Source organism: Cryobacterium sp. PH31-O1 (assembly GCF_030063455.1).
GTDB lineage: Bacteria > Actinomycetota > Actinomycetes > Actinomycetales > Microbacteriaceae > Cryobacterium.
In genome coordinates, this window is sequence record NZ_JASITB010000005.1 from 24,836 (window position 1) to 37,432 (window position 12,597).

Sequence of the window (12,597 nt, forward strand, 5' to 3'; positions counted from 1 at the left end):
GATCAAGCCTAACCCGCACCACTGACCCGGCCGGCAGCATCCGGCGCCACCGCCCGCGGGGACGTGGGGATGGCGGGAGGACCGCGGTCGCCGACCATCTCAGTCCACAGCACGAGCGTGCCATTGGCACCCGGCGCGACGACGGCCATACCTTCCCGGTCGCTGCGCACCGAGAGTGTTCCTACCGCTGCGAGCGTTTTCAGCAGCGTGTCGGTGGGATGTCCGTAGCTGTTCGCGGCGCCAACCGAAATCAGTCCGATCCGCGCCCGCAGCTTTGCGTAGAGTTCAGGGCTCTGGTCGGCGGAGCCGTGATGTGCGACTTTCACCACGTCAACCCTCCCGGGCGGCGACACCCGCAGCAGCGCGTTCTGGGATTCCTCGCCCAGGTCACCAAGATAGATCGAACGGATGCCGCGCCCGTCGAACAGGATCGTGATACTACCCGGGTTTCCCACCTGCATCGTGGTCGCGCCGCGAATGGGCCAGAGGATGTTCCAGCGGAGCCCTCCAAGAGTGCCGGAGTCACCACGAGCGGCCTGACGCACCGTGGCGCCACCGGCGGCGAGACGTTCGTGCAGGCGCTCATCCTGGGCGTTCTCCGGCACCCCAACCAGCGCCGTGTCCACCTTGCCGATGACGGCATCGACCCCGCCGATGTGATCAAGGTCGTAGTGGGTGAGCACGAGCAGGTTGAGGCGAGAGATGCCGAGCGTGCCGAGGCAGTTCGATAGCAGCCGGGGGTCTGGCCCCACGTCGACGAGAGCGTACTGATCGCCGTCGCGCACGACCACGGCGTCGCCCTGGCCGATGTCGCAGGCGGCGATCTGCCAGTCGGGCGGAAAGGAGGCGACCCGGCCGATTCCGGTGCCGATGAGCGACCCGGCGTAACCACCCAGACCGATGAGCAGCACGGCGAGAACCGCCGCGGGCCAGCGGGCCGGTCGGGCCGTCGGCCCGCGCAGCACCACGACCAGCGTGAGCAGGGTGACGAACACGAGCAGCAGCACCCCCGGTGCACCGCCCGGCCAGGGCAACCGGGTACCGGGCAGCACCGACACGCCCTGGGCGATCGCCGCGATCCACGCGGACGGCAGCCAGGCCAGGCCGAGCAACGCTGCCGCCACACCGGGGAGGAGCGGCAGGCCCAGGCAGGCGATCAGTCCGACCACCGTCGCAATCGGCGCGGCCGGACCGGCGAGGATGTTCGCGGGAACCCCGTAGAGCGGCAGGCTCGGGTTCAACAGGATCAGCACCGGCTGGCAGGCGAGCTGGGCGGCCAGCGGAATGGCGATGATGGCCGCAAGGGCCGTCGGCATCCACTGGGCCAGCACGCGTGCCAGTGGGCCGGCGAGCACGAGAAGCCCGGCCGTCGCGAGCACCGACAGGGCAAAACCGTAGTTGCGGGCCAGCCAGGGATCACTCACGAGCAGGCCGATCACGACAGCGAGCAGGGTGGGCACACCACGTCCGGGACGACCGGCCCCGATCGACACCAGGGTGAGGGTGGCCATAACCGCCGAGCGCAGCACACTCGGCTCCGGGGTGACCAGAATGGTGAAGCCGAGCAGTGTCAGCAGCGACAGCGCGATGCGCCAGGAACGACGCAGCCGGAGGTAGCCTCCGAGCAGCATGATCGACGCGATCACAATGGCGCAGTTGGCCCCGGACACAGCCGTGAGGTGGCTTAGGGAGCTGGTCTTCATAGCGGAGTCGAGGGCGGGGCTGACCGAGCTCGTGTCGCCGATGGCCAGCCCGGGCAACAAATCTCCTCCGTCGCCGGGGAGGTTCGTCGCGGCCGTTGCGAAACGCGCGCGCAGATCATTAGCCCAGTGCAGCCACCACGGCGGTGGAGCGACACTGTGGGCCGTTTCGGTGGCGAACAGGAGGGCCACGGTGGCGTCACCGGCTTGGGTCATTCGCAGGGTGCCGCGAAGGGCCTGGCTGGTGCCGATCTCAGGTTCGGTGCCGCCTCCGGCTGCTTCGGCGAACACCACGACCGGGCTCGAGACGCGCGTTGTTCTCCCTCGGCTCTCGATCTCCGTCAGCGTGGCCCGATAGCGCACCCGCCCCGAGGTTCCGCTGCCAATGAACGCTTTAGCGGCGACCGGAACCGACCACACGGTGACGGTCGCCGTGACCGTTGCGTGTGATGCGGCGGCAGCACGCACCTCGGGCGGCAGCCGAATCGGCGCCCAGACGCCGACGGCGGTGGCCACGAGTGCTGCGCCGGCACAGCAGAGCACGACGCTGCCGCCCAGTTTCTGCCAGCGTGCAGCAGGAGGCGCCTTCGGCCACTGGCTGCGCCGCGGCATCCGGCTGACGACAAGCAGGGCGGTACACCCGCCGGCCACCAGCCACAGGGTCACGGCAACCATAGCGGCACCCCCTGGCACCGCTATCAGCAGGCCGGCGGTCAGCCAGACGGCCAGGGCCGGAAGCCCCAGCCGCAGGTCGAGGCTCATATGGTGATGAGGTCTTTGAGCGCTTCGAAGGTCTTGTCGCCGATGCCGGCGACATCACGCAGCCCGTCAACACTCGTGAACCGTCCGTTGGTCGTGCGAAAATCGATGATGCGCTGCGCCATAGTCGGGCCGATTCTGGGCAGAGAATCGAGGTCGGCCACCGTGGCGGTATTGAGGTTGACCTTGGCAGCGGGGGCGTTCGCTCCGCCCGAACCGGAACCGGCTGCAGCGGCGGGGATTGACGGCGGCACTTCGCCCTGACGGGGAACATAGAATTGCTCTCCGTCGCTGAGAATGCGCGCCAGGTTCACTCCGGCGGGATCCGCCTCGGGGGTCAACCCTCCGGCGGCGGCAATTGCATCCATCACCCGAGCGCCGTCGTGCAGCTCGAACAGGCCGGGCCGGGTGACCGCCCCAAGAACGTGCACGAACATGATGACGCCAGCGCCGGAATCGCCCGGCGCTGCGCTCTCCCCCGCGGCGAGCGGGTCTGCTGTCACGCTGCCCGAGGGAAGGGAGACTGTTGCTGACCCCACCGTGCGCTGCCCGGCCTGCTGACCGACGGCCGACACGATGACGGCCACGACGAGGGCCAGCAAAAGCAACACGACGGCCGCGCCGACGCCGACCCGAAGGCGCGGGCGCCCCCGGGCGGTGGGAGCGAGACGCTCCAGATCGAGCGGGGATCGGTCAGGCTGCATCTTTGCAGGCTAGGGGCGCGAGGCGTCCACCGGCCGTCGGCCGGAACATTCGTGCACAGACCTGTCGGGGGAACCTCTGTGGAGGAGGTCCCCGACCGTTAGCGGGTGCGCGTCAGGCGCGCGTGACGAACGAAACTAGCTTGGGCACGCGCACGATCACCTTGATGATCTCGCGATCACCGATCGAGCGGATGACCGCGGCTGAGTCCCGCGCCAGTTTCTCGAGGTCTTCGCTGGCGATTTTCGGCGAGACTTCGAGCAGGGTGCGCATCTTGCCGTCGACCTGCACGACCGCGGTGACCGATTCCTGCACGAGCAGGGTCTGCTCGGCCTTGCGCCACGGCACCAGGGCGATGCAGGGCTCGTAGCCAAGGTGCTCCCACATGTCTTCGGCGGTGTAGGGGGCGAACAGATTCAGCGCCATGGCGGTGGCCTCGGCGGCTTCGCGCACCGCGGCATCCGCTGGCCCGGCACCGGTGTCGATCACCTTGCGAGTGGCGTTGACCAGTTCCATCAGACGGGCGACGACGACGTTGAACTTGAACGACTCCACCAGGCCGGGTGCATCAGACAGGAAGCGGTGCGTGACGCGGCGCAGGGTAACGTCGCCGGTCTTCCAGTCCGCGTCCGGCGCGCTCGTGACGTCACGGGCGACGCGCCAGGCACGGGCCAGAAACTTGGCCGAGCCCACCGGCGAGACGTCGGCCCAGTCGATGTCATCTTCCGGCGGGCCGGCGAAGGCCATCGTGAGGCGCACGGCGTCGACACCGTGGCGTTCGATTTCCTCGGTGAAGTAGACCAGGTTTCCCTTGCTCTTGCTCATCTTGGAACCGTCGAGAATGACCATGCCCTGGTTCAGCAACGCGGTGAACGGTTCGGTGAAGCTCACATAGCCCTCGTCGAACAGAAACTTTGTGATAAAGCGCGCATAGAGCAGGTGCAGGATGGCATGCTCGACGCCGCCGACGTACTGGTCGACCGGTGCCCATTTCTCGGCTTCCTTCGGGTCGAAGGCCTTGGTGTCATCACTCGGGTTCAGGAACCGCAGAAAGTACCAGGAGCTGTCGACGAAGGTGTCCAGGGTGTCGGCGTCGCGCCGGGCGGGAGTGCCGTCGATCGGGTTGGGCACGTTGACCCAGTCCGTAGCGCCACCCAGGGGTGAGGTTCCCCTGGGTTTCAGATCGAGGCCGTCGGCGGGCGGCAGCAGTACCGGCAGCTGGTCGTCCGGCACCGGTATCTCGGCACCATCGGCGCCGTGAATGATCGGGATCGGAGCGCCCCAGTAGCGCTGCCGGGAGACGAGCCAGTCGCGCAGGCGATAGTTCTTCGCTGCACGGCCGAGCCCGTCGGCGGCCAGCTGCTCGATGGTGCGCTTGATGGCGGTGATCTTGCTCAGGCCGTTCAGCGGACCGGAGTTGATCAGACGGCCTTCGCCAGCGAGGGCGATACCGGTGCTGAGCGGGTCGAGCTCCGGCAGCTCTTCGGTGCCGTCGAGCATGCCCGGCGTGATCACCGGGATCATGCCGGTGGCCGGTGAGTTGGTGTCAACGACGACGCGCACGGGCAGGTTGAAGGCGCGAGCGAAGTCGAGGTCGCGCTGGTCGTGGGCCGGAACGGCCATGATCGCGCCGGTACCGTAGTCGGCGAGCACGTAGTCGGCCGCCCAGATGGGAAGGCGTTCGCCGTTGACCGGGTTGATCGCGTATCGACCGAGGAACACGCCGGTCTTGGGCCGATCGGTGGCCTGACGCTCGATCTCGGTGCTGCGCTGTACCTGCACGAGGTACTCCCCGAACGCGGCCTGCACTTCTGAGCCTGCACCGGCGACCAGTTCGGCGGCGAGGTCGGAGTCAGGCGCGACGACCATGAACGTGGCACCAAACAGGGTGTCTGGCCGGGTGGTGAACACGGTGACACGTTCCGTGCGGCCCTCAATCGCGAAGTCGACGTCCGCTCCGATGGAGCGTCCGATCCAATTGCGCTGCATGTTGAGCACCTTGGCCGGCCAGGTGCCCTCGAGCTGGTTGAGGTCGTCGAGGAGACGGTCGGCGTAGTCGGTGATCTTAAAATACCACTGGGTGAGCTTCTTCTTCACGACGACGGCGCCGCTGCGGTCGCTCGTTCCGTCGGCCAACACCTGCTCGTTGGCGAGCACGGTCTGGTCGATCGGGTCCCAGTTGACCCAGCTGTCCTTGCGGTAGGCGAGGCCCTTCTTGTGTAGTTGCAGAAACAGCCACTGAGTCCACTTGTAATATTCGGGGTCGCTCGTGTGCAGTTCGCGGCTCCAGTCGAAGCTGGTCGCGTAGAGCTTCATGCTCTTCTTCTGCTGCGCGATGTTGTCGTAGGTCCAGCCGCGCGGGTCGATGCCGCGTTTGATGGCGGCGTTCTCGGCCGGCAGCCCGAAGGAGTCCCAGCCAATGGGGTGGAGCACGTTGAAGCCCTGATGGCGCCAATAGCGGGCGACAACGTCGCCGAGCGCGTAGACCTCGGCGTGTCCCATGTGCAGGTCGCCGGAGGGGTAGGGGAACATATCGAGCACGTACTTGCGAGGACGGGTATCACCCTCGGCGCTGGTCTTGAACGGGGCGAGCTCCTCCCAGATCGGTTGCCACTTCGTCTGGATGGCTGCGAAGTCATACACTTCTTCGTCGCTCTCGTCGCGCGCGTCAACGCTTACGCTTTCGTGCTCGTGTGCCACGTGACTCTCATTCATTGCAGGGATGGTTCGGGTGCACTGCGGTGCATGCGCTCGGGCACACGCGCGACAAATGGCACGTGCACACCCCTTAGATTACTAGGGCGCGGCGACACCGAGGGTCGCCAGCAGTGCGGCCGCCTTGATTCGGGTCTCCTCAATCTCTTCAGCGGCGGTGGAGAGAGCGGTGATTCCGCCGCCGGTGCCGATGCTCGCGCCAGCGGGATCGAGTACGATACTGCGGATCACGATGGCCAGATCGGCGGTGCCGCCGAGCCCGATGTAGCCGAACGCACCGGAATAGATGCCCCGCGGGCCACGCTCGAGTGCGTCGAGAATGGTCATCGCACTTTGTTTCGGCGCGCCCGTCATTGAGCCGGCCGGAAAGCACGCCTCGATGGCGTCCGGCACGGTGACGCCCGGCGACAGTTGCGCCTCGATGGTGCTGACCAGCTGGTGTACGTGCGGGTAGCTCTCTACCGCGAGCAGCGTCGAAACGGCGACCGTGCCCAGCTCGGCGATGCGTCCGAGGTCGTTGCGCATGAGATCGACGATCATCAGGTTTTCGGCGCGTTCCTTGTCGCTCGTGGCCAGTTCGAGTTTGAGTCGGTCGTCTTCACCCGGTTCATTCGAGCGCGGGCGAGTGCCCTTGATTGGCTTGGTACGAATGCGCCGATCCGGGCCGACGTGCAGAAACTGCTCGGGGCTCGCGCTCAGCAGCGCCAGCTCGCCGAATCGCAGCAGCCCTCCGTGGTGGCTCGGACTGCCAGCCCGCAATACCCCATAGGTGTCCACCGGATGCCAGCTCCCCGGTACCCGGATCTCGTTGGTCAGGCAGAGCTGGTAGGCATCGCCGTCATGGATGGCGGCCAGGCAGGCCTCGATCAGGGCGGCATAGTCGCTGGGGTAATGACGCCAGCGCGGGGCAGCGGATGCCGCCACGGGGTTCGGCACGGCTACCGGACCGGTCGCGGCCGGAATCGGCGCCGGAATCACCGCCAGGGCAGCAACGGTCTGGTCGAACCAGTCGGCGACGGCGGTGGCGCACTCGGCCGCGTTCGGGCGGGCCACCAGCGTCACCGTGCGCTCGTGATGGTCGAATCGCATCAGGCGGTCGATTTCGAGCAGGGCCGCATCGGGGTAGCGTGACGGATGCACGGGCGTGCCGACGGTGCATGACCCGAGTTCGTAGCCGAGCCAGCCGACCCAGCCGAGCTCGAACCCGTCGCCCGCGGTCGTCAGGTCGTGGCACCCGGTCAGATCGCGACGCAGGAACTCGAAAATTGTTTCGTGAGTGACGACCGGCGGCGCAGCATCCGCTGGGTGAACGTACCCACTGGTCACCGTTCCCTGCGCGACCGACGCCGTGACGAATCGGGAACGCGGCGAGGCAGCCCCGAGATAGCTGACGCCGGTGCGCGCTCCGGGGCCGGCATCGAGCCAGAACGAATACCGGTCAGTGCTGTAGAGCGAAGAGAAAACGGCCGCGGGGTCCCACCAGCCGGCCAGGAGCTTGCTCTGCACGGTGCCGGTCACCAGACCAGCCTAGCTTCGCGGCGCTGGGACATCGGCGGCGCCACCGGCGACGACACCGACGCCGGTCGGGGCGACCTTGTCGAATCGCGTTCAACACGTAGGCTGGGAGAAATGAATGACATCCTCACCTGGATTCTAGACACCGTCTCCGGCGTCGACCCGGTCATTCGAACGCTACTGGCCTTTCTGGGCATGCTGCTGGAGACCTCGGTACTGGTGGGCCTGGTCGTGCCCGGCGATACCATCGTGATCGTGGCCAGCACGGCGGTCACCGGCCCGGTCGAATTCGTCACCCTCGTGCTGGCCGTGATCGTGGGCGCTGTGGCCGGGGAGAGCGTCGGTTTCGCCCTCGGGCACCACTTCGGGCCGTTCATTCGGGGCAGCCGATTCGGCCGACGCATCGGCGAACGCAACTGGATCCGCGCCGAGAATTACCTCGACCGGCGCGGCGGCGTGGCCGTGTTCATCTCCCGGTTCCTGCCGGTTTTGCACTCGCTCATTCCGGTGACCGTCGGCGCGAGCCGCATGCGGTACCGCACTTTCATGGCCTGGACGGTCCCCGCCTGCGTCGTCTGGTCTCTGGCCTACGTGAGTGTCGGGTCGGCGGCGGCGGGCGGCTACCGGGAACTGAGCGGGCAACTGCACTTCGCCGGCTACCTCTTCGTCGGCGTGATCGCCCTGTTCGTGCTGCTCGTGTATCTGGTTAAGAAGTGGCTGCATCGCCGCGAACTGCTCCACATGGACTGACGGCTGTGGCCGCTGCGCTGCGGGCCGGCAGGGTCACCCTGGCCGTCACGAGGTCGTCGGGCACTGGTGTGTGCGAGATGAGCAGCACCGCGCGGTGGTCGTCGGCCGCCGCAGTGAGCATGTCGCGCACGAGGGCGTCCGCCCCTGCACTGTCCACGTTGGCGGTTGGCTCATCGACGATGAGCACCGGAAAGTCGGCGAGCAGAGCCCGCGCGAGCGCGATGCGCTGGGCCTGCCCCCCGGAGACGAGCGCCCCACGCTCGCCGACACGGGCGTCGAGGCCGCCGCGCCGCGCGGCCCAGTCGGCCAGTCCGACTCGGGCCAGCACGGCAAGAAGTTCGGCGTCGGTGGCGGTATCGCGGGCGAACAGCAAATTTTGACGGATGCTGTCGTCAAACAACCACGGGCGCTGCTCGCACAGTCCGACCATGCGCCGCACCTCGGTCTGAGCGAGCAGCCGCGCCTCGACCCCGCCGAGCCGGTACGAACCGGTGTAGTCGAGAAACCGAACGAGTGCCTGGGCGAGGGTGGTCTTGCCGGCGCCGCTCGGCCCGGCGAGGTGCACGCGGTCGCCCGGAGCCAGGCGCAGGCTCACGCCAGCCACGCCGGGTTTCTCCTGGCCGGGCCAGTGCGCGCCGAGGTCGGTCAGTTCGAGCACGAACGCGTCCCGGTCGTGCCGAAGCAACGCCCGCGGATCCAGCACGTCGACGGGAATTTCAGCGGGCGGGGAAGCCGGCACGACATCAGCCACGCGCCGCGCGCTGACCCGCACCTGACGCCAGGCCGACGCGGCGAGGGGAATCATGCCGAACACCTCGAACACGGCCATCGGTACGAGCACGGCCACGACCAGGGTCGGGGCGAGCAGCTCCGGGCTGAGCAGCCCGCCACCGGCATCGAGCGCCGGGATACCGAAGTAGAGTGCGCCGAGCGTCGCGGTACCGGCGAACAGCGAGACGACGGCCGACTGCACGCCCACCCCGACCGACCGACGCAGAGTGGCGCGGCGCAGGCGCGCGTCGGTGCGAGCGAGCTGAGCCAGGCGCGGATTCAGGGCGTCGAAGGCGGTGAGCACATCGAGGTTCTCGATGACTTCAAGGACTTCATCCGCGAGGGCTCCGCGCAGCGGGGCGAGCTCGCGGTCGGCCCTGGCGGCCAGTCTGGCGGAGAGGACCGTTCCGAGCACGGCGGCAAGCAGCAGGCAGACGAGCAGGGTGAAGCCAGCGGCCGGAACGATCAGCCAGATTCCGACCACGCTCAGCAGGGCGGTCGCGCTGCCCACGAGGAGCGGCTGCACGACGCGCAGCGGGAGGTCCTGCAGGTCGTCGACGTCACGCACCAGGCGGGTGAGCAGGTCGCCTCGCCCGGTGCTCGCCAGCCCAGCCGGGGCGACCGGAACGATGCGCCGAAAGATGCCCAGGCGCAGCTCGGCGAGCTGCCGGAACGCGGCATCATGACTGGACAATCGTTCCAGATAGCGAAACACCGATCGAAAGATGGCGAACGCTCGTACCCCGACGACGGCCATCCCGAGAAACGCCAGCGACGGCATTTCGGCTGCACGGGTGATCAGCCAGGCCGAGCAGGCCAGCAGCGCCACCGCCATGACGGCGCTCGCGATGCCCGCCAGCAGCCCCGGTGCAAACCAGCGCGGGCGCGGCTGGGCGAGGCGCAGCACGTCGCGGGTGGCCGCGTCAAGCGTCGGGTCAGACATGAGTGAGCTCCTGCAACTCGATCACGTGGTCGGCCGCGGCCACAACGGCCGCACGGTGGCTGACGACGATCACGACGCGCCCCTGATCGGCCAGGCGGCGCAGCCCGGCGATCAGACCGGCCTCCGCGTCGGCGTCGAGCGCCGAACTCGGTTCGTCCAGGATCAGCACGTGACAATCGTTCGCGAGCGCACGGTAGATGGCCCTGGCTGCGGCGACGCGTTGCGCCTGACCGCCCGACAGACCGTCACCGTTGATCCCCAGAACCGTGGCCGGCGAGACATCAGCGGCGCCAGCCCAGTGCAGCGCCTTCGCCACCAGGACCGGGGCTGGCACCGTCTGCGCTGACACCGTCGGGTCAGCGGATGCTGCGCCGAGCGCCACATTCTCGGCGACCGTTCCCCGAAAGAGGCCCGGCTTCTGGCCCGCCCAGGCGAGCCACGACCGCCCCGGCCCGGCCGGCACAGCCACGCCGCCGAGGGTGAGGGCACCGGTCACTGGCACAAAACCGAGCAGGGCCGCCACGAGCGTGGACTTGCCGACGCCGCTCACACCGCGCACTACGCTCAGCTCGCCCGGGGCGAATTGGGCGTGCAGCTGGTCGATCACGACGGTGTCCCCACGCCGCACGGAGACGCCCACCAGGCGGAGCGCTCCCGAACCGGATCCGGAACCGAGCTCATCGGCCGGCCTGGCGGTGCGCGCGGCCGGGACAGCGACATCCGCTGTCGAAGCCGCGGGAGCCGCCGGCCGCGAAACTCTCGAAGCAGCCGATTCGGCTTCGTCGTCGAGAATTGAGAACAACTCTTCGGCGGCGGCGAGTCCGTCGGCCGCGGCGTGAAATTGTGCCCCCACCTGGCGCAGCGGCAGAAAGGCTTCCGGCGCCAGCAGCAGAACGAACAGGCCGACGCTGAGCACCAGCGCGCCGTCGATGAGCCGCAGGCCGATCGACACGGCGATGAGTGCGACCGAGAGGCTCGCGGCGAGCTCGAGCACGAAGCCGCTCAGAAACGACACCCGCAGCACCTTCATGGTGCGGGTTCGGTATTCCTCCGTGATGGAACGGATGCGATCGAACTGGCGCCGTTCCCGGCCGTAGATCTTTAGGGTGCCAAGGCCCCCGACGACATCGAGAAATCCGGTGGAGAGGCGTTGCAGCGCCTGCCACTGCTCCTGCTGCACCGCCTGGGTGACGCGGCCGATGAGAATCATGAAAACGGGAATGAGCGGCAGCACGACGATGACCGTGAGGCCGCTGGCGAGGTCTTGCCAGAGGATTACGCCGATCAGAATCGGTGTGGCGATCGCCGTCAGCAGCAGCTGCGGCAGGTACCGGGCGAAGTAGTTGTCGAGCGCGTCGAGGCCGGTCGTCACGACGGTCGAGAGCCGTGCGCTCTGCCGGGAGGCAACCCAGTCGGGACCCCGCTCGGCGATCTTGGCCATCGCCAGGGCCCGCAGCTGGCTCTTGACCTGGGCGGCGCCGCGGTTGGCCGAGACTTCCAACAACCAGATGAGCACCGAACGCAACACGACGACCCCGGCCAGGGCCGCCAGGGTCGGCATGATCTCGGTGAGGAGCTGCCCCGCCACCATCAGCGTGATCGCCCGGGTCAGCAGCCAGGCGAACGCGATGACGACGAGGGTTTGCGCCAAGCCGAGCAGAGCGCCGATCAGAAGAAATCGGCGCGCTGCTCGGGCATAACGAAGAAGGCGAGGGTCGAGGGGGCGCACTGCTTTAGTGTACGGCGACCTCAATCTGGGCCCGCCCGATGCGCTTGCGGAACACCCAGTAGGTCCAGCCCTGGTAGAGCAGGATGACGGGCATCCCGATCAGTGCGGTCCAGCTCATCACGCCGAGCGTGTACGCCGACGACGACGCGTTCGCGATGGTCAGGCTGTTCGCCGGGTCGTTGCTGGCCGGCATGACGTCGGGGAAGAGCGACCCGAACAGGGTCAGCACGGCGAACGCGATCGTGCCGGCCATCAGGCCAAAGGCGAGCCGTTCGGCGCCGCGCAGGTTGGCCAGGAACGATGCGATCAGCGCCACGGCGGCGAGGGCGGCGAAAACAGCGGATGCCAGGGTGCCGTACGCGAGGGTCGTCCAGGCCAGGAAGCTGGCCGCGACGACGATCGTGACGATTCCGGCCCTGGTGGCCAGCTTGCGAGCCCGAACGCGGATGTCACCCTCGGTCTTGAGCGAGATGAACACTACACCGTGTAGGAAGAACAGCAGCAGCGTGGTCACGCCGCCGAGCAGAGCGTACGGATTGAGCAGGTCGAAGAACGTACCGGCGTAGTCGTGGTTAACGTCGAGCTTGACGCCGCGAACGACGTTGGAGAAGGCCACACCCCAGAGCAGAGCCGGTACGGCCGAGCCGACGATGATCATGCCGTCGAACCACTTCTTCCACACTGATTCGGGGCGCTGGTGCCGGTATTCGAACGAAACGCCGCGCAGGATCAGTGCTACCAGAATGAGTAGCAGGGCCAGGTAGAACCCGCTGAACATGGTTGCGTACCACTCCGGGAAGGCGGCGAACAGTGCCGCGCCGGCTACGATAACCCAGGTTTCGTTGAGGTCCCAGACCGGACCGATGGTGTTGATGAGAACGCGGCGATCGGTGTCGTCTTTGCCAAGAAAAGGCAGGGACATACCGACCCCGAAGTCGAAGCCGTCGAGTACGAAGTACCCGATGAACATCGCAGCGATGATCCAAAACCAGAGAATTGTAAGATCCATCTTG

8 protein-coding genes are annotated in these 12,597 nt (G+C 67.6%); 1 reads left to right on the plus strand and 7 read right to left on the minus strand.

Annotation, left to right across the window (positions count from 1 at the left end; translation table 11 throughout):
• Positions 1 to 8 precede the first annotated feature (8 nt).
• The 4 genes from QMK31_RS11300 to QMK31_RS11315 all read right to left on the minus strand — a co-directional run bounded on the left by QMK31_RS11300 (position 9) and on the right by QMK31_RS11315 (position 7,394).
• Complete coding sequence (locus QMK31_RS11300; RefSeq protein ID WP_283501052.1) at positions 9 to 2,462, minus strand: ComEC/Rec2 family competence protein; 2,454 nt, start codon at positions 2,460 to 2,462, stop codon at positions 9 to 11.
• Positions 2,459 to 3,163 (minus strand): helix-hairpin-helix domain-containing protein, encoded by a 705-nt coding sequence (locus QMK31_RS11305; RefSeq protein WP_283501053.1) that lies wholly within the window; start codon positions 3,161 to 3,163, stop codon positions 2,459 to 2,461. Before QMK31_RS11305 ends, QMK31_RS11300 begins: the two co-directional genes overlap by 4 nt.
• A 112-nt stretch (positions 3,164 to 3,275) precedes the next feature.
• A complete protein-coding gene (leuS, locus tag QMK31_RS11310; protein WP_283501054.1) occupies positions 3,276 to 5,876 on the minus strand; it encodes a leucine--tRNA ligase in 2,601 nt (866 codons plus the stop codon).
• 81 nt (positions 5,877 to 5,957) lie between these two features.
• On the minus strand, positions 5,958 to 7,394 hold the full coding sequence (locus QMK31_RS11315) for an anthranilate synthase component I family protein (RefSeq protein WP_283501055.1): 1,437 nt from the start codon (positions 7,392 to 7,394) through the stop codon (positions 5,958 to 5,960).
• A gap of 111 nt (positions 7,395 to 7,505) precedes the next feature.
• Here QMK31_RS11315 and QMK31_RS11320 point away from each other — a divergent pair, with 111 nt between their 5' ends.
• The gene (locus QMK31_RS11320) at positions 7,506 to 8,141 is read left to right on the plus strand and encodes a DedA family protein (RefSeq protein ID WP_283501056.1); all 636 of its coding nucleotides are present in this window, start codon (positions 7,506 to 7,508) and stop codon (positions 8,139 to 8,141) included.
• Here QMK31_RS11320 and cydC read toward each other — a convergent pair.
• The 3 genes from cydC to cydB are packed head-to-tail and all read right to left on the minus strand — an operon-like array spanning position 8,098 to position 12,593.
• The gene (cydC, locus tag QMK31_RS11325) at positions 8,098 to 9,855 is read right to left on the minus strand and encodes a thiol reductant ABC exporter subunit CydC (protein WP_283501057.1); all 1,758 of its coding nucleotides are present in this window, start codon (positions 9,853 to 9,855) and stop codon (positions 8,098 to 8,100) included. The two genes, QMK31_RS11320 and cydC, sit on opposite strands and share 44 nt — an antisense overlap.
• Complete coding sequence (cydD, locus tag QMK31_RS11330) at positions 9,848 to 11,584, minus strand: thiol reductant ABC exporter subunit CydD (RefSeq protein ID WP_283501058.1); 1,737 nt, start codon at positions 11,582 to 11,584, stop codon at positions 9,848 to 9,850. Before cydD ends, cydC begins: the two co-directional genes overlap by 8 nt.
• 4 nt (positions 11,585 to 11,588) lie before the next feature.
• Positions 11,589 to 12,593 carry a cytochrome d ubiquinol oxidase subunit II gene (gene cydB, locus QMK31_RS11335; protein ID WP_283501059.1) on the minus strand — a complete coding sequence of 335 codons (1,005 nt, stop codon included), beginning with the start codon at positions 12,591 to 12,593 and terminating at the stop codon, positions 11,589 to 11,591.
• Positions 12,594 to 12,597 lie beyond the last annotated feature (4 nt).